The sequence below is a fragment of the Acinetobacter sp. YH12255 genome, from assembly GCF_013417355.1.
Taxonomy (GTDB): Bacteria; Pseudomonadota; Gammaproteobacteria; order Pseudomonadales; family Moraxellaceae; genus Acinetobacter; species Acinetobacter pseudolwoffii.
Window position 1 is genome coordinate 111,694 of sequence record NZ_VPEC01000002.1, and the last position, 18,261, is coordinate 129,954.

The window sequence follows — 18,261 nt, forward strand, 5'->3', positions numbered from 1 at the left end:
ACTCGCCGTATTTTCATTTTTTAAAATGGGTGAATTGAAATCAAATACCATAGTTAGCGGTTGAGAGATTATTCACCTCTAGTTAAACTAAGGAACTTTGATAATGAATATGCGTACAACCTGTGCGATTAAATATTCGTTAATCCCTTTTTAACTTTAGAAGTGAATGATTGATCATGAAGCCAAATGATGTTGTGACATCTCTGCCCGAGAACCCGACCCAAAAGAACAATGCAGTCGATTCAGTGCAGCAGCAAGAACAACAACCGGGCTTGGACTTTGTACGTCAGGTCATTACGGATGATTTAGCCGCTGGTCGTACCCAACAGATCGTCACGCGTTTTCCGCCTGAGCCAAATGGCTACTTACATATTGGCCATGTGAAAGCAATTTGCTTGAACTTTGGGATTGCTGAAGAATTCCAGGGTGTGTGTAATCTTCGTTTTGATGATACCAATCCGGATGCTGAAGAACAGGAATATGTTGATGGTATTGCCAATGATGTGAAATGGTTGGGCTTCCAGTGGGAGGGCGAGCCGCGCTATGCATCGAGCTATTTTGATCAACTTTATACATGGGCGGTTCAGCTGATTGAACAGGGTGATGCCTATGTGGATTTACAAAGCCCCGAAGACATCCGTTTAAACCGCGGTAATTTTGTCGAGCCGGGTAAGAACTCGCCACAACGTGATGCAACTGTTGCAGAGAATCTGGAACGTTTTGAGAAGATGCGTAGCGGCGAATATGCTGAAGGTCAGGCTGTTTTACGCGCTAAAATCGATATGACCTCACCGAACGTACATATGCGTGATCCGATCTTGTATCGTATTTTGCATTCAGCGCACCATCAGACGGGCGATACATGGAAAATTTATCCAATGTACGACTATGCGCATCCATTGTCTGATGCGATTGAAGGCATTACCCACTCGCTTTGTACATTAGAGTTCCAGGATCACCGTCCGTTCTATGACTGGGTGGTGGCAAAGGTTAAATCACCATCTGTGCCACGTCAGTACGAATCTAGCCGTTTGAATGTGGATTACACTATCACCTCGAAACGTAAATTACGTAAACTGGTTGAAGGTGCTCATGTGAATGGTTGGGACGATCCACGTATGCCGACCGTAGTCGGTATGCGTCGCCGTGGTTTTACACCTGAAGGTCTGCGTGATTTCTGTCAGCGTGTCGGTGTATCGAAAGTGGATGGTAGTATTGTCGATGTCGCGATGCTGGAATATTGCATCCGCCAGTCTCTGGAAAATACCGCAGCGCGTGGTATGGCCGTGTTAAATCCACTGAAAGTGACCTTAAGCAACTTGCCAGCCGATATGGATCTGACCCATTCACGTCATCCGAACGTGGACATGGGCGAACGCGTGATTCCTTTAACCACTGAGCTGTTTATTGACCGTAAAGACTTTGAGGAAGAACCACCAAAAGGCTTTAAACGTCTGATTCCAGGTGGTGAAGTACGTTTACGTCATGCCTATGTGATCAAATGTGATGAAGTCATTAAAGATGAAAATGGTGAAGTGGTTGAGCTGAAATGTTCGATTGATCCTGAAACTTTGGGTAAGAACCCTGAAGGCCGCAAGGTGAAAGGCGTGGTTCACTGGGTATCTGCGACTAAAGGTGTGCCTGCCGAAGTCCGTATTTATGAACGTCTGTTCACTGAGTCGGATCCTGAAGTGGGTGATGACTTCCTGGCCAACCTGAACCCTGAATCATTAAAGGTGGTTCAAGCCGTGATTGAGCCGGCATTGGCGCAAGCTCAACCGGAAGATCGCTTCCAGTTTGAGCGTGAAGGTTACTTCGTTGCCGATCAATACGATCATAATAGCAAGAAACCAGTATTTAACCGTATTCTTGACTTGAAAGACAGTTTCAAGCCAGGCAAATAATCAGGTTTAAATCAGATATTAAAAGCCCAACTTCGGTTGGGCTTTTTCAATACAGCAGGGAAAATGCCATGATTGTGCGTGATAAAAACAATAGTATCGGTTTACTGTTTGCCTGGCAGGGCACAATTTTGCCTAAGGTATTGCCGGCTTTAGTCTTGGTGGTCTTTATTTCCGGCCTACTGGTCTATTTGAGTCAGGCACATTTTGTGAATCTTCCTGCCGTACCCGCAATCGGCTTTACCATTTTTGGTGTGATTCTTTCGATCTTTCTCAGCTTTAGAAATACGGCATGTTATGAGCGCTGGTGGGAAGGGCGCAAGCTCTGGGGAGCGCTAATCGCCACCACACGTCATTTATGCCGGGACAGCCATGTGCTGGATGATCAGACCCGCGAGGTCTTGTTATATCGCATGATGCTGTTTAGCCATCTGTTGCGTGACCGGCTCAGACAGCAAGTACAAAGTATTCAGCATTACCAAACAACCACGCATTTTGAAAATATGGCATTCGATCAGTTGCTCGTGCAAATCAATCCTTCACAATGGGTGCTGGAACAGATGCAAAAGGAGTTGGTTCAGCAATATAAGCAGGGCAACATCAGCGATATTATTTATAACAATTTGAATCAGCATACTGTGGCCTTGGGCAATATTCAGGCCGGTTGTGACCGGATACTGTCGACGCCATTGCCATTTTCTTATTCGGTACTGTTACATCGTGCAGTGTATTCGTTCTGTTTTATTTTGCCTTTTAGTTTGCAGGCCAATCTGGGCCTGTGGACGCCGATTCTGGTCGGGTTGATTGCTTATATGCTCTTAGGCCTAGATGAGCTCAGTGCTGAGCTAGAAGAGCCTTTTGGGCTACAGGATAATGATCTGCCACTCGATTCAATGGTACGACTGGTAGAACGGGAAACCTTAAGCTCTTTGGGTAAAGGTTTACCTGAAGCGATTCAGGCCAAAAAAGGTTATTTAACCTGATCTGTTCCTTTTAATATCAAAGTTTAAACCCGAACTCAAAATTTCTTACTAACAAAAAATCATCGGCAGGCTGAGCTTTAAATTAACGATGTTTAAGATTAGTCAGGTCTGACACTTTCGTTTTAGCCTGATCTTGCAATTCACGGTATTGTTGCAAACGCAGATTGGCTTTATCTCTAAGCTTCTTCTTGATGTACAAGGCCAAGGCAAAACTCGTCGTGGTCAGGGTCAGGAACATGCTGTTCATGAAGCTCATCATCGAGCTGATATAACCAATCGTGGTCAGGCGATTCATCATATAGATCACTTGCGGGCTGCTTTCTACGCCAGTAATCGCCCAAGTACACAGATGTTCGCAATTATTGATAATTAAATGATAATTATTTTCATGCATTCTGGAACGCATGCGACGCACAACTTTACGGCCTTTATATTTCGCTGAGTCATAATGTTGCACATGAATCGCTTTGCCATGACTGAATTTTTCAATAGAGGTTATTTCAATGGGGCGTTTCTTGAATAAATGTGCAAAGCCCGAATAATGAATAACACGACCACGTCCAGCGTATATCCCATGATGGGTATAACCGAAATGTTTAACCATAAGGTGCGCTCCTATGGGAAACCGTTTAGTCTGTTGCATATCAGAATTAAGCCATTTAAAAAAGCATTGTAGTTTAATAACAAGTGTACTGCCTTTTGCTAAATTAATCGACGCTTTGCTTGAGTTTAGGCAGACAAGCAATAGGCGTATGCAGCAAGTGACTTGATCACCTGTATGGCAGAATTCAGATGAACATCTGTTCAGTAACACCTATAAATAGCCTAAGCTAACTTTTACATTTCAATAAAATCAGAAAAAGTGAGAGGAAGAAGTGTTCAATTTATTACCAATTACTCAACAGAAGGCAGAAGGTTGTGTAGTCGGATTTATACAATTGAACTCTCTAAGTTTGGTTCTTCTTCAATGTAGTTAAAGCGACAGATATAAAAAAAGCACCTGGTTACACAAGTGCTTTTTTTGATCAGGCTAGAGCCTTTGCCGATTACTGCAAGGGCAAGTGTTGAAGTTCATTCAGTTCCTTACGGCTATAGCCGCGTGATACAAGAACCTTTTTGATTCCGATGATGATCTCTTCATCAGTTGCTTTAGACAAAGCTTCAAGAAGCTGTTCATTTGTCTTGAAAGAGCAATCATTTTCTACACAAGCAATCTGATTCTTGTGTTCATTGTGTTGTTCCACAGAAAACAACTTTTGCCAAAAACTCATAGAGCCTTCATACAACAACCTAACATAGAGTGAAATATAGCCAATTAAATAAATAAAGCAATAGGACCTATGTGATAAAAGCAGCAGTTAGTCTTTAGAATTTCCGATTGAAGCTCAAAGAGCTAACGATATTTTTAGCTGTACAAATGATAATTTGTTATTAAGTTAATGATTTAAGATATAAAAAAAGGAATTTCGAAAAACTCCTTTTTTGTAACAAGAAAATAAATTGAAACAAATTCTTTATCTTCTTTCTAACAATACGCCCGTTTCTACATGGTGTGTATATGGAAATTGATCAAACATAGCGAATTTGCTGATTTTATGGGTTTGAGACAACTGTTTCAGATTGTCATGCAATGTGTCTGGATTGCAAGAAATGTAAATAATGCGTTGGAAGCGCTGTAATAGTTTAAGCGTTTCATCATCAATACCGGCACGCGGTGGATCGACAAATACCGTATCAAAGTCATAAGTCGCAAGATCAATATTGGCTTCTTGCAGGCGGCGGAACACACGCTCGCCGTTGTAAGCTTGGGTGAACTCTTCTGCAGAAAGACGCGCGACCTGAATGTTCTCAATCTGGTTTTGCTCAATATTCCACTCAGCCGCATAGACTGAAGATTTGGCTAACTCGGTTGCCAGAACACGGCGGAACTTGGTCGAGAGTGGCAGGGTAAAGTTACCATTACCACAATATAATTCCAGCAAATCTTGATCAGATTGCTCTGCCGCATCACATGCCCATTCCAGCATGTTTTGGCAGACTTGGGCATTCGGCTGGGTAAAGCTGCTTTCGATCTGTTTGTATTGATAGGTACGATCAAAAACAGAAAGTTCTTCCACCACATACTCATCAGACAGGACAAACTTCTGTCCACGGCTGCGGCCAATTAACTTGATATTTAACTGTTCTGCCAGTGCTTTGGCTGCCGGTTCCCAGCTTTCATCCAGTTTACGATGATAAATCAGAGAAACCAGAACCTGACCACTTAAGGTCGCCAGAAAATGTACTTCAAACAGGCGATGACCCAGATTGGCATCTGCCTTGAATGCTGCCAGTAGTTGCGGCATCAAGTCATTAATACTGCGGTCTGCAATTGGAAACTCATCAATCCGAATCACTTTTTTATTGTTGTTCTCGTCACGTTCAAACATGGCATAAAACAGATCATCTTCAGTATGCCAGATCCGGAATTCAGCACGCATGCGGAAATATTTTTCAGGAGACTGGAATACTTCGAGGGCAGGTGGTTGATATTCGGCAAACTGAGCGCTGATGCGTTCAATTTTGGCATCGAGTTGTTGCTGATAAGATGAAGTCATATGCAGTAAGAAGTCGCAAATATTTTAAAGCGCAAATGGTAGCAAATAATTGCTGATCTGCCTAAGCCTATTGTGGCTGAGCGGCTTTAAAAACTGCATAAAAAAGACCAAACCCTCTGAGGAGAAAAATTTGGCCGTAAAGAGGAAATCATGAACAGAAAAATGACAAGATGATTCGATTAATTTAGAGATGACTCATCGTCATCAAACTGGCATTGCCACCGGCTGCTGCCGTATTGATGCTAATGGCCCGTTCAAGCACCAATCGCTCCACCGGAATGTCATGATTGCCTGAGTTTAAATGCGTGATTCCTACAATGGGGCCTTTTCGAGCCGCAATACGCTTCTGTAAATCAATCAATTCCGCAGCATCACCATGATGTAATACAGCATCAAATTCCCCACTTTCAATGTCTTGAATCACTTTGAATCGGGCAGCAACTGCTTTTGGCATTGTTTGTAGATATTTCAGCACAAAAGTATTTTCAGCCAATACTGCAGGGCGACTGCCGACCGATAAAATGGCCAAAATTTGCTGAATCTGGTCTTGCTCGGTGTGCGCCAAAGATAGAACACTTTCACGTGGCAAGATCATGTACTGGTTTTCTTCGCCGGTTGGACCTTGCAAACTAAAGCTTTGTCCGGTCGCAATCTGGCTGGGTGCTTTTAAGGAGATTGTGGGGAAAGTTTTAGAGGCCCAAGCCTTAAATTCCTGGACTGGTTTGTGTTCAATAGGGGCTTGATCAGATCGCATGGCATAAGGCTGCGCCAGTTTCTTCTCGGAAAGCTGCTGCATTAAACGGTAGATGTAAAGCGGCCCACCCGCTTTCGGGCCAGTACCGGACAAGCCTTCACCACCGAAAGGCTGAACACCCACAACTGCACCGACGATATTACGGTTGATATACAAGTTACCGACTTCTGCTCGCGCAATCACGGTTTGTATGGTTTCATCAATACGTGTGTGTAAGCCCATGGTCAGACCATAGCCTTTGCTGTTGATCTGTTCCAATAACTGTTCCAGTTCACCATATTTATAGCTGATCAGATGCAGCACCGGACCAAAGACTTCACGCTCCAGATCGTTCAGGTTTGGAAGTTCAATCAATGTTGGCGGAATAAAGGTGCCTTGGGTTAATTCAGTCTCATCTTGGTTAAACATTAGTTGATGGACTTTGTGACCTTTGTTGCGCATCTGCTGAATATGCGTCTGAATATTTTGCTGGGCCTCAAGATCAATCACCGGACCAATATCGGTTTTTAATAAAATCGGATTGCCGACTCTTAACTGCTGCATGGCACCTTTGAGCATCGTGCGCACAGCATCCAGGTTATCTTCTTGCACACAGAGCACACGCAAAGCAGAACAACGCTGGCCGGCACTGTCATAGGCAGAATTAACCACATCAAGCACCACTTGCTCAGTTAATGCAGATGAATCGACAATCATGGCATTTTGACCGCCGGTTTCAGCAATCAGGGTCACACTTTCGCCAAACTGGTTCAGACGTTCTGCTACAGTTTTTTGCAGAATATGGGCGACCTCGGTTGAGCCGGTAAACATGATACCCTGAATGCGTGAATCTGCACTGAGCTGCGCACCAATGCTTTCACCTTGACCCGGCAAGAGCTGTAAGACGTCTTGCGGAATGCCAGCTTCCCATAAAATCTGCACCGCTTGTGCAGCAATCAGCGGGGTCTGTTCTGCCGGTTTGGCGATGACGGTATTGCCCGCGACCAGCGCTGCTGAAATCTGGCCGGTAAAAATTGCCAACGGGAAGTTCCATGGACTGATACACAGCACGGTACCCAAAGGTTGAATCTGTGTATTTTCAGCTAAATCCAACATCTGACCGGCATAGTAGCGCAAGAAATCTACCGCCTCCCGGACCTCGGCAATGGCATTGGCATAGGTTTTGCCAGCTTCACGGGACAGAATCACCATCAGTGTCAGCAAACGCTGTTCCATCAGATCCGCGGCTTTATTTAAGCAGGCTGCTCGCTCATTTTTTGGCAAATTGGCCCAGAAACCTTGTGCATTGACAGCTTGCGTTAAGGCAATTTCAGCCTGTTCCTGAGTCGCTTCATAGACTGTACCGACTACATCCTGATGTTGTGCCGGATTGATGATTTGCACTGCGTTACTTGTGTCGGTCACTGTAAACGCCGTTCCCATGGCTGCTGCCTGAAATTGTGTGTTTTTCAGGCTGGCAGCGACTTCATTTAAGGCGCTCAGCTCTGCATCATTGGCGAGATCCAGACCCGATGAGTTAATACGTGTGCCATACAGATCTTGCGGATAAGGAATATGCGGATGCTTGGCACCGATCATGACTTCCTGCTGTGCAGCTTTTAAAATCGTTTGTTGTGGATTCTCAATCAAATCTTCGATATTTAGGGTTTTGTCGGCAATCCGGTTGACAAAAGACGTATTTGCGCCATTTTCCAGCAAACGACGCACCAGATAAGCCAATAAGGTTTCATGATTGCCGACTGGCGCATAAATGCGACAAGGGACACCGAGCTTATTCGCTGACTTGTCGCCCACCACATTTTCATACAAGGGTTCGCCCATGCCATGCAGACACTGGAATTCATATTGACCCGCATAATACTGCTCAGGTTGCGCCAGTTGGTAAATCGTGGCCACGGTTTGTGCATTATGGGTGGCAAATTGCGGATAGATATAATCCGGTTCAGCCAATAATTTGCGCGCACAGGCGATATAAGACAGATCGGTATGCACCTTACGAGTGAATACCGGATAGTCCGACATGCCTTCAATCTGTACTTTCTTGATCTCGCTGTCCCAATAGGCACCTTTGACCAGACGAATCATCAGGCGTTTCTGACTACGTTTGGCCAGATCAACAATATAATCTACCACATAGAAACAGCGTTTTTGATAGGCTTGGATCACAAAGCCAATGCCTTTCCAGTCTTGTAATTGCGGCTCAAAACACAGGCGTTCAAGCAGTTGCAAGGAAATTTCCAGACGGTCAGTTTCTTCGGCATCAATGTTTAAACCGATATTGTACTGTTTCGCCAAGACCGCGAGTTTAAGCATTTTTCCATACAGTTCATCATGTACACGATCCATCTGTGCGCGCTGATAACGCGGATGCAGGGCAGAGAGTTTGATGGAAATGCCCGGGCCATCATAAACGTCTTTATCCTGCGAGGCTTGCCCGATGGCATGAATCGCTTGCTGATAATCCTGATAATAGCGTTCCGCATCCGGATCGGTCAGTGCTGCTTCACCAAGCATGTCATAGGAATAACGAAAGCCTTTTTCTTCCAGACGTTCTGCATTTTTCAGCGCCTCATCAATGGTTTCACCCGTCACAAACTGTTCGCCCATCATGCGCATGGCAACATCGACAGCCTTACGGATAATGCCGCGACCACTGCGCGCCAACAGGCCGGTTAATAAACTGGACAGGTTTTTTTGCTGTGGGGTTTCCATTAATTTACCCGTCAGCATCAAGCCCCAGGCTGCGGCATTGACAAACATCAGCTGGCTTTGACCGAGATGTTCTTTCCAGTTGCCCTGATTGATCTTGTCGCGGATCAACAGGTCACGCGTGGCTTTGTCTGGAATACGCAGCAAGGCTTCGGCCAGACACATCAGGGCAATACCTTCCTGAGAAGATAGGGAAAATTCCTGTAATAATCCTTGTACGATGCCCGCTTTACCGCCTGAACTTTTACGTTCACGCAAGGAATGCGCCAGATCAAAGGCAAGCGCTTGAATCTTGTCGCTGAGTTCCGAGGAAATTTCACTATGCAGCAAGAGTTCTTCGACGCATTCAGTTTCCGCACGGCGCCATGTGGTATTGATACGTTGTTCGTATTCATTTTTATCTTTGAATTCGGCGATATAATTTGGCTGCTTCATGGCATCTGAACCATAGGTGGGGCTTAGTGTGGTCGGCATAGTGACATCCTGTACTGCTGCAATCAGATCTAGCGGGGCTAACGAGTTTTAATCTATAATCACAGAATATTTGACGAATATCTCACTATAGTTTTTACATTTTTTAGAGAATAATTCTAATGCAGCCTCCTTATTTAAGCCTAGACCGTATAGATATTCGTATCCTGAGTTTATTACAATCCGATGCCAAGTTATCCAATATTAAACTGGCTGAACTGGTAAATTTATCGCCGACTGCGGCACTGGCGCGGGTGCAGAAACTGACCAAAGAAGGCTATATTCTGGGCTACGAAGCCCGTCTGAATCCAAATCTGCTCAATAACGCTTTTGTGGTTTTTGTAGAGATTTTACTGGATAAAACCACACCGAATGTTTTAGATGAGTTTTCCCATGCAGTCCGGCAGATTCCAGAAATTATTGAATGTCATATGATCAGTGGCGGTTTCGATTTTGTGGTAAAAATCCGCTGCGCCAATATGGATGAATTCCGTAAAATTTCCGGGCAAATCTTATGGCAACTGCCCGGGATCAAGGAAACACGCAGTTATCCGGTGATGGAGGTGATTAAAGAAAGTCAGCAGATCCATCTAAAAATACCGGGAAAATCTAAATAATTTGTAGCGTATTAACGACTAATCTAAAAAACACAAAAGGGACTCGAAAGTCCCTTTTATTGTATTGAATATCCAGACTATTTTTTCATTTCAGCCATTTCTTTTTGATATTCAGCTTTGGCCATTTCAAAACGATGTACCACATCATCACTCGGTGCCTTATCCACTAAGCTGACAATCACGATACTCAGGGTAGCCAGAATAAAACCGGGAATAATCTCGTACAGGCCGGTATCACCCATATAGTTTTTCCAGACGATTACCGTCACCGCACCGACCAGCATGCCGACAATCGCGCCGTTGAGGGTCATACGCTTCCAGAACAGAGACAAGATAATCAAGGGGCCAAATGCTGCACCAAAGCCTGCCCAGGCATAAGCCACCAGACCTAAAACCTTGCTGTTCGGATTAATCGCCAAGGCAATCGCAATTAACGCAATTACTAAAACCATAGCACGACCGACCCAGATCAGTTCTTTTTGCGAGGCATTTTTGCGCAGGAAGCTCTTGTATAAATCTTCAGTCAGGGTGGTTGAACAGACCAGAAGCTGACAGCTCAAGGTGCTCATAATCGCGGCCAGAATAGCTGCAAGTACGATGCCAGCGATCCATGGATTAAACAGGATTTTAGTCAATTCCATAAACACGGTTTCAGGGTTCTGGTTCACCACCGAGGCGAATGCTGGATTAACGGTGAAATAGGCAATCCCGATATAACCAGCTGCCACTGCGCCGCCCAGACACAGAATCATCCAGGTCATGCCAATACGGCGTGCAGCAGGAATGGTCTTCACTGAATCTGCTGCCATGAAGCGCACTAAAATATGTGGTTGACCAAAATAACCCAAACCCCAGGCCAGACTGGAAATAATCGCCACCACGCTTAAGCCTTCAAGCATACTGGACGCATGTGGACGGGCAGATTCAAGGATGACACTCACTTGCTGGCTATTGTCACCCAAGGCCAGGAAGGTAATGATCGGGGTCAGCAACAGTGCGAAGATCATCAAACCGGCCTGAAAAGTATCCGTCCAGCTGATTGCCAGAAAACCACCAATACACACATATAAAATTGTCGCCATCGCACCGATGATAAGCGCCGTGGTGTAATTCCAGCCGAACAGGCTTTCAAACAGGCGTGCACCTGCGACCATGCCCGAGGCACAATAAATTGCAAAGAACACCAGAATCACCAAGGCAGACAAGACCCGTAAAATGCGTTTGCGGTCGGAAAAACGGCTGGTGAAATAATCTGGCAGGGTCAGGGCATTATTCTGGTATTCGGTATGCGCCCGTAGACGACCTGCCACCAGTAACCAGTTTAGCCACGCTCCGATAATCAGGCCGATGGCAATCCAGGCTTCTGACAGGCCAGACAGGTAAATTGCGCCCGGAAGACCCATCAGCAGCCAGCCACTCATATCTGATGCACCTGCGGAAAGAGCTGTAACGACACTGCCCAGACTACGTCCACCTAAAATATATTCATCAAAATTGGAGGTTGCACGGTAAGCATATAAACCGATTGCAATCATGGCGATAATATAAAACATGAAGGTAATCAGGGTCGGATTTAAATAAGTCATAGGCAGGGCATCCTGTAAATATGGAAACCATCGTTCCAGATGATTTTTTGTACGGAGATCACAAGGCAGTGATTCAAGCACGGTTTAAAAATTACACTCTGTAACATTTACACAGCTTTTATGTATGTTTATTGTAAATACCAATTTAACTAGATGGAACTTAAGGAAAGTTAAGCCACTTAACAGCGAGAGATAAAGTATTGGATTGAGGCAAAACAAGCTAATTCAGGATAAGCGATTAAAAGATTTAAATTTTAGCTTTTTATTTACATGATCTTACAAAACTCACAGCTTTACTGTATTGGTAATAAATCGTAGCAAATTTAGGTTAAAGTCCTCCTATTCGCTCTGTATTTGTTTGCTCATATTGAGACCACACCAAATACGGTGCATCGCCAAGGTATTTTTTAGTGGACAATATGCTGCAAATCGAACCGACCCGCATTGAACGTGACTTATTGGGGGAAAAACAGATCCCGTTGCATAGCTATTATGGGATTCACACTTTACGTGCCATCGAAAATTTCCAGATTTCAGGATTGGCGATAGGGCAACAATCACATTTTATTTGTGCATTGGCCCAGGTCAAAAAAGCTTCGGCACAGACCAACCTGCATTTTCAAAAAATATCCGAGCAAACCAGTACTGCGATTCAAAAAGCATGTAATGAATTGATTCAGCATCCTGAAAACTGGCAAGCAGCCTTTCCACTTGATCCTTATCAGGGCGGTGCTGGTACGTCAATTAATATGAATGCCAATGAAGTCATTGCCAATATCGCCTTAGAGCTCTTGGGGCATCATAAAGGTGAGTATCACATCCTGCATCCGAATGATCATGTGAATACTTCGCAATCGACCAATGATGTCTATCCAACTGCTTTGCGTTTGGCAACTTATAGCAGCCTGAATGAATTATTGGCAGTGTTAAAAGCACTGATTGACTGTTTATATATGAAGGCAGCCGAATTTCAGTATGTGATCAAGATGGGACGTACCCAGTTGCAAGATGCAGTCCCGATGACCATGGAGCAGGAATTCCGGGCTTTTGCGACTTTATTAAAGGAAGATTTAAAACTGATTGAGCAGATGCGCCAGTTATTGCTGGAAGTGAATTTAGGTGCAACGGCGATCGGGACTGGGGTAAACACACCGCCAGGTTATGCGACGCGAGTCGTCGAAACTTTGGCGCACCTGACGGGGCTGCCTTTAAAAGGTGCAGAAGATTATGTGGAGGCCACCAGTGATTGTGGTGTCTTTATTATCTTGTCGAGCAGTTTAAAACGCCTGGCAGTGAAACTGTCCAAAATCTGTAATGACTTGCGCTTGCTTAGCTCGGGACCACGTACAGGTCTGGCTGAAATTCGCTTACCGGAATTGCAAGCAGGCTCATCAATTATGCCGGCAAAAATCAATCCTGTGATTCCGGAAGTGGTCAATCAGATTGCCTTCCGGGTGATTGGTAATGATTTGACCATTACTATGGCAGCGGAAGCTGGGCAGTTACAACTGAATGTGATGGAACCTGTGATTGCCCTGACCATGAATGAGTCGATTCAATTGTTGACTCAAGGCATGCAAACCCTGAATCAGAAATGTATTGCTGGCATTCAGGCCAATGAAGAAATCTGTTTAAGTTCCGTTATGCGCAGTGTCGGGATTGTGACCTTACTTGAGCCGATTCTGGGGCATGCCAAATGTGATGAAATTGGTAAACAATGTATGCGTGAAAATAAAACCGTGCCGCAAGTGGTATTGGAACTCGGTTTATTAAGCGAAACACAATTAGAAGAAATCTTTGCATTTGAAAATCTGGTGTCTGAAATACCTGTAGCAGAGAGTCAGCTCGAACAGGTTTCTTGATAGCATAAATTGTCTTGAAACAGCTCAACTCAACTGATTGTTGTGATTTTGACAATTTGCCTCAAGTTCGATATGTGGATTTGAGGCATTTTCATCTAGACTAGGGTCTGAACTTTATTTGGCTGGGTAAATGGCGATGTTTGATAAAATCAGTGCATTATTTAAAACTAATAAACCGACTGCTGCACAGTTATATTTAGACGAGCAGAATATCCAGCATGTCGAAGGCACAGGTTATATCGTGGATGGTATTGATTTAAATCAGGAACTGGCCGCACGCTTAGAATATTTGTCCAATCGCCGTTTAAAACAGTTTGATGATTTAAAAGCGTTATACGACACCGCGATGCTGATCAATGAAAAGATTGATCTGGAAATTGCCCATCAGCGTTTTAATGTGACTTTGGGAAATACCGAAGAAAACCTGCTGCAATTTAAAATGATCCTCAAGAAGTTAAATGATTATTATCGTAACTTTCTGCGAGAGAAAAAATAAGTGTTAAAAGTGGCTTGAAATCGAAGCGTATGGATGTGGCAAGACTGCATAAAAATAACAAAATATCCTGAGATCATCGTGCTAGTATAAGCCTCAGGTTATTTAGACTTTAAAGCTATATCCATGTTCCAACAAGAAATTTCTCAACTCAATTTACCACAACTCAAAGCAGGCGAGAAACGCTGGTTAGGCAATCTGCAAGGTTCCTCGACGGCATTGTTGCTCAAAGAAATCGTGCAGCAGCAATCGCGTTTATTTATTGTGATTGCACGCAATAACCAGCATTTGGGTCAACTGGAAAGTGAACTGGAATTTTATGGGATTAAACCCACGATTTTTCCAGATTGGGAAATTTTGCCTTATGACCGCCTGTCTCCGCACCAGGATATTGTCTCGGAACGTCTGGCGATTTTATCCAATATGCCAAAAACTGGCGTGCTGTTACTTTCTGCCTCAACCTTGGCACAGCGTATCGCACCGACTTCATGGATTTTGGGTGAACATTTTGATATTCACGTCGGACAGAAATTCGATCTGGAACAACAGAAGAAAAAGCTGATTCAGGCCGGTTATTATCTGGTAGATACGGTTTATGATCCGGGTGAATTTGCGGTACGCGGCAGTATCATGGATATTTATGCCTCGGGGCAGGAAGCACCGATTCGGATCGACCTGTTTGATGACGAAATTGAAAGCCTGAAATTTTTTGATTCCGAAACTCAGCGCACCACGCAAAGTTTGCAGCAGTTTACCGTATTGCCGGCACAAGAATTTCCGCTCAAGGAAGGCCGTGCGACGTTCCGTGACCGCTATGCCGAATTTTTCCCGACTGCCAATCCAAAGAAAAACCCGATCTATCTGGATGTGATGGAGGGCATTGTTTCACCGGGAATCGAGTTCTATTTGCCCTTGTTTTTTAGCGCTGAAGCCATGCAAGGTCAAAGTTCGCTGATTTCGTACTTACCTAAGAATGGCATTGTCATTACAGATCGGGCTTTAGATGAGAGTTTGACCCAATTCTGGCAAGATGTGGTGCGCCGTTATGAAGATCGTCGCCACAATGTCGATCAGCCGATCATGCCGCCTGAAAGCCTGTTTTTTCAAACTAATCAGGTGCTGGAGCAGCTAAATCAGTTTGCACGTATTATCGCCGCCCAAACGCCTTTTGACCAAAAAGCCGGCGTATTGAACCTCGATACCCAGTTGCCACCACGTCTGCCTGTCGATCCAAAACGTGAAAAACCATTTATTGAAGTCAAAAAATATATCGATCAGGCCAATCATCCGGTGCTGCTGGTGGCCGAGAGTGCCGGACGCCGTGAAAGCTTAAAAGATGCGTTACGACCAAGTCTGGGTGATATTCCGACGGTTGATAACTTTGAGAGCTTTATCACCTCCCTGTATGCGATTGCGATTACCAATGCGCCATTAGAGCGTGGTCTGGTGCTGACCGATCGTGTCAGCATCATTTCTGAAAACCAGCTCTATGAACATCGCGTGGTACAGCGCCGCCGTAAACGTCAGCAGGAAGTTTCAGAAGAATTTCTGATCCGCAGTCTGACTGAACTGACCATGGGCGCGCCTGTGGTGCATATCGATTATGGAGTGGGGCGTTATGCCGGTCTGGTCACTTTAAGTATTGATGATCAGGATCATGAATTCTTGCAGCTGGATTATGCCGATGCGGCCAAAGTCTATGTGCCGGTGACCAATCTGTATTTAATCAGCCGATATAGCGGTGGTGATCCGGATCTGGCACCATTGCATAAGCTCGGGACAGATGCATGGAATAAAGCCAAACATAAAGCGCTGGAACAGATTCATGATGTTGCGGCCGAGTTGCTGCATATTCAGGCACGCCGTGTCTCTAAACCCGGCATCAGTTTTGAAATTGATCAAAGTCTGTATATGCAGTTTGCCAGTGGCTTTGCCTATGAAGAAACGCTGGATCAGGCCAATGCGATTGAAGCCACGCTGCATGACATGCAACAAGCTAAGCCGATGGATCGTCTGGTCTGTGGTGATGTCGGTTTTGGTAAAACGGAAGTCGCGATGCGTGCCGCATTTGTTGCGGTACAGAATAACCGGCAGGTGGCGATTCTGGTGCCAACCACCTTGCTGGCACAACAGCATTATGATTCATTCAAAGACCGCTTTGCCGATTGGCCAGTTCGGATTGAAGTGCTGTCACGTTTCGGTTCTTCCAAAGCACATACCAAGACCATTGACGACCTGATTGAAGGCAAAGTGGATATCGTGATTGGTACGCATAAAATTTTACAGGAAAATGTCCAGTTTAAAAATCTTGGCCTGATGATTGTCGATGAAGAACATCGTTTTGGAGTACGTGACAAGGAGCGAATCAAGGCGATGCGTGCCGATGTCGATATGTTGACCCTGACAGCCACTCCAATTCCGCGTACACTAAATATGGCCTTTAGTGGCATGCGTGATCTATCGATTATTGCCACACCGCCGGCACGCCGTCTTGCGGTGAAAACCTTTGTGCAAGAACATACCGATGACACCATTAAAGAAGCGATTCTGCGTGAACTGTTGCGTGGTGGTCAGGTCTATTTCCTGCACAATGAAGTCGATACGATTGACCGTGCCGCAGCGCATATTCGTACATTGGTGCCGGAAGCCCGGGTGATTGTGGCACATGGCCAGATGCGTGAACGTGAACTGGAGCAGGTGATGCAGCAGTTCTATCACAAGGAATACAATGTTCTGGTCTGTTCGACCATTATTGAAACCGGGATTGATGTCCCAAATGCCAATACCATTTTGATTGAACGTGCTGACAAACTGGGCCTGGCACAATTACATCAGCTCCGTGGCCGAGTCGGGCGCTCGCATCATCAGGCCTATGCCTATTTAATGGTGCCGTCTTTAAAAGCCTTAAAAGGCGATGCCGAAAAACGTCTGGATGCGATCCAGCGTGCTTCGACCTTGGGGGCCGGATTTATGCTGGCCACCGAAGATCTGGAAATTCGCGGGGCAGGTGAATTACTCGGCGAACAGCAGAGCGGTTCAATGCAGGCGATTGGTTATAGCCTGTATATGGAAATGCTGGAAAAAGCCACCAAAGCCATTCAAAAAGGCAAAACGCCAAACTTCGATGCACCCTTGTCATTGACCGCAGAAATTACCCTGCATATGCCCGCACTGATTCCGGATGATTATCTCGGAGATGTGCATCAGCGTCTGTTGTTCTATAAGCGTATCAGTAATACTGATACTCAGGAGAAGCTGGACAATATTCGGATGGAATTGATCGACCGTTTTGGCATACCGCCACAACCGGTCAAACAGCTCTTTGCCGTGCATCAGATTCGTCTCAAAGCCGAGCAGCTTGGCATCACCAAAATTGATATTAGTGCTCAAGGTGGGCATGTGGAATTCGCGCCAGATACCCCGGTTCAGGCCATGACCATTATCCAGATGATGCAGAAACATCCAACCTATTTCCGGATGAATGGCGGGCAACGTCTTAAGGTCATGGTCATGCTGGAAGATTACCAAAAGCGGATTCAGTTTATTCAGGATTTGCTGGACAGTCTATTGAAAGAAGTGGGCTAATTTGATTTAGACTAAATCAGTTTGAAAGTTCATGATACATTTCATTTTCATTGAAATTTTCAGGAATGATAAACCAGCTTTTTTTAATGAAATGTTCGAACAAATTCTCGTGATGCGCCTTGCAACAAATCATGAGAATTTGTCTTTAAACCCATTGCTTTCAATATTCAGCTTCGGTTGGATATGTTAGTATTAGCCATCATTCTAATTTTGCATCATTTATAAAGATATGTTTAGTTTGCATCCACAACTTGCTCAAGATACTTTTTTTGTAGGCGACTTTCCTTTGTCAACATGTCGTTTGATGAATGATATGCAATTTCCCTGGCTGATCCTGATTCCACGTGTGCCGGGTGTCTCTGAATTATATGAATTGAGCCAAGCTGACCAAGAGCAGTTTTTACGTGAATCAAGCTGGTTATCAAGCCAGCTGGCACGTGTTTTCCGTGCGGATAAAATGAATGTCGCGGCATTGGGCAATATGGTTCCGCAATTGCATTTTCATCATGTGGTTCGTTATCAGAACGATGTAGCATGGCCGAAGCCTGTTTGGGGTACACCAACTGTTCCTTATAGCAGTGAAGTATTGGCACATATGCGTCAAACACTCATGCTGGCGCTACGTGGTCAAGGTGATATGCCATTTGACTGGCGTATGGACTGATTAGCCCCAAGTATTCCGAGATCTATGAACGATTGCGGA

The 18,261-nt window shown here is 44.8% G+C and carries 12 protein-coding genes; 7 read left to right on the plus strand and 5 right to left on the minus strand.

Annotation, left to right across the window (positions count from 1 at the left end; translation table 11 throughout):
- Positions 1-176: 176 nt before the first annotated feature.
- Together FTV30_RS01605 and FTV30_RS01610 are read left to right on the plus strand one after the other, a co-directional pair.
- On the plus strand, positions 177-1,904 hold the full coding sequence (locus FTV30_RS01605) for a glutamine--tRNA ligase/YqeY domain fusion protein (protein WP_005171137.1): 1,728 nt from the start codon (positions 177-179) through the stop codon (positions 1,902-1,904).
- 68 nt (positions 1,905-1,972) lie between these two features.
- Positions 1,973-2,884, plus strand: coding sequence for a bestrophin family protein (locus FTV30_RS01610; RefSeq protein ID WP_005096746.1), 912 nt, complete (start codon positions 1,973-1,975; stop codon positions 2,882-2,884).
- A gap of 82 nt (positions 2,885-2,966) precedes the next feature.
- On the opposite strand, the gene FTV30_RS01615 is transcribed toward FTV30_RS01610, so the two are convergent.
- From FTV30_RS01615 to putA, 4 genes are all read right to left on the minus strand, one after another.
- Complete coding sequence (locus FTV30_RS01615) at positions 2,967-3,527, minus strand: lecithin retinol acyltransferase family protein (RefSeq protein ID WP_034608524.1); 561 nt, start codon at positions 3,525-3,527, stop codon at positions 2,967-2,969.
- A gap of 403 nt (positions 3,528-3,930) precedes the next feature.
- The gene (locus FTV30_RS01620; RefSeq protein ID WP_005096749.1) at positions 3,931-4,155 is read right to left on the minus strand and encodes a hypothetical protein; all 225 of its coding nucleotides are present in this window, start codon (positions 4,153-4,155) and stop codon (positions 3,931-3,933) included.
- A 243-nt stretch (positions 4,156-4,398) separates the two neighbouring features.
- Positions 4,399-5,481 (minus strand): tRNA (uridine(54)-C5)-methyltransferase TrmA, encoded by a 1,083-nt coding sequence (gene trmA, locus FTV30_RS01625; protein WP_180000898.1) that lies wholly within the window; start codon positions 5,479-5,481, stop codon positions 4,399-4,401.
- 184 nt (positions 5,482-5,665) lie between these two features.
- On the minus strand, positions 5,666-9,418 hold the full coding sequence (putA, locus tag FTV30_RS01630) for a trifunctional transcriptional regulator/proline dehydrogenase/L-glutamate gamma-semialdehyde dehydrogenase (protein WP_180000899.1): 3,753 nt from the start codon (positions 9,416-9,418) through the stop codon (positions 5,666-5,668).
- Positions 9,419-9,537: 119 nt separating this feature from the next.
- Here putA and FTV30_RS01635 point away from each other — a divergent pair, with 119 nt between their 5' ends.
- Positions 9,538-10,032 carry an Lrp/AsnC ligand binding domain-containing protein gene (locus tag FTV30_RS01635; protein ID WP_100357140.1) on the plus strand — a complete coding sequence of 165 codons (495 nt, stop codon included), beginning with the start codon at positions 9,538-9,540 and terminating at the stop codon, positions 10,030-10,032.
- Between the two features lie 77 nt (positions 10,033-10,109).
- Here the strand turns inward: FTV30_RS01635 and putP are convergent, their stop codons facing one another.
- Positions 10,110-11,618 carry a sodium/proline symporter PutP gene (putP, locus tag FTV30_RS01640; protein ID WP_074383168.1) on the minus strand — a complete coding sequence of 503 codons (1,509 nt, stop codon included), beginning with the start codon at positions 11,616-11,618 and terminating at the stop codon, positions 10,110-10,112.
- Positions 11,619-12,037: 419 nt separating this feature from the next.
- On the opposite strand from putP, the gene FTV30_RS01645 reads away from it, so the two are divergent.
- The 4 genes from FTV30_RS01645 to FTV30_RS01660 all read left to right on the plus strand — a co-directional run bounded on the left by FTV30_RS01645 (position 12,038) and on the right by FTV30_RS01660 (position 18,222).
- Complete coding sequence (locus tag FTV30_RS01645; RefSeq protein ID WP_171304268.1) at positions 12,038-13,480, plus strand: aspartate ammonia-lyase; 1,443 nt, start codon at positions 12,038-12,040, stop codon at positions 13,478-13,480.
- 130 nt (positions 13,481-13,610) lie between these two features.
- A complete protein-coding gene (locus FTV30_RS01650; RefSeq protein ID WP_005171129.1) occupies positions 13,611-13,976 on the plus strand; it encodes a hypothetical protein in 366 nt (121 codons plus the stop codon).
- A gap of 123 nt (positions 13,977-14,099) precedes the next feature.
- Positions 14,100-17,558 carry a transcription-repair coupling factor gene (mfd, locus tag FTV30_RS01655; protein WP_180000900.1) on the plus strand — a complete coding sequence of 1,153 codons (3,459 nt, stop codon included), beginning with the start codon at positions 14,100-14,102 and terminating at the stop codon, positions 17,556-17,558.
- Between the two features lie 229 nt (positions 17,559-17,787).
- Positions 17,788-18,222, plus strand: coding sequence for an HIT domain-containing protein (locus tag FTV30_RS01660; protein ID WP_100357142.1), 435 nt, complete (start codon positions 17,788-17,790; stop codon positions 18,220-18,222).
- The last annotated feature ends 39 nt before the right edge of the window (positions 18,223-18,261 follow it).

What these genes read in the sequence shown, in the direction of transcription:
- FTV30_RS01605 (WP_005171137.1), top strand. Translation starts at nt 177, where the DNA reads ATGAAGCCAAATGATGTTGTGACATCTCTGCCCGAGAACCCGACCCAA.
- FTV30_RS01610 (WP_005096746.1), top strand. Translation starts at nt 1,973, where the DNA reads ATGATTGTGCGTGATAAAAACAATAGTATCGGTTTACTGTTTGCCTGG.
- FTV30_RS01615 (WP_034608524.1), bottom strand. Translation starts at nt 3,527, where the DNA reads ATGCAACAGACTAAACGGTTTCCCATAGGAGCGCACCTTATGGTTAAA.
- FTV30_RS01620 (WP_005096749.1), bottom strand. Translation starts at nt 4,155, where the DNA reads ATGAGTTTTTGGCAAAAGTTGTTTTCTGTGGAACAACACAATGAACAC.
- trmA (WP_180000898.1), bottom strand. Translation starts at nt 5,481, where the DNA reads ATGACTTCATCTTATCAGCAACAACTCGATGCCAAAATTGAACGCATC.
- putA (WP_180000899.1), bottom strand. Translation starts at nt 9,418, where the DNA reads ATGCCGACCACACTAAGCCCCACCTATGGTTCAGATGCCATGAAGCAG.
- FTV30_RS01635 (WP_100357140.1), top strand. Translation starts at nt 9,538, where the DNA reads ATGCAGCCTCCTTATTTAAGCCTAGACCGTATAGATATTCGTATCCTG.
- putP (WP_074383168.1), bottom strand. Translation starts at nt 11,618, where the DNA reads ATGACTTATTTAAATCCGACCCTGATTACCTTCATGTTTTATATTATC.
- FTV30_RS01645 (WP_171304268.1), top strand. Translation starts at nt 12,038, where the DNA reads ATGCTGCAAATCGAACCGACCCGCATTGAACGTGACTTATTGGGGGAA.
- FTV30_RS01650 (WP_005171129.1), top strand. Translation starts at nt 13,611, where the DNA reads ATGGCGATGTTTGATAAAATCAGTGCATTATTTAAAACTAATAAACCG.
- mfd (WP_180000900.1), top strand. Translation starts at nt 14,100, where the DNA reads ATGTTCCAACAAGAAATTTCTCAACTCAATTTACCACAACTCAAAGCA.
- FTV30_RS01660 (WP_100357142.1), top strand. Translation starts at nt 17,788, where the DNA reads ATGTTTAGTTTGCATCCACAACTTGCTCAAGATACTTTTTTTGTAGGC.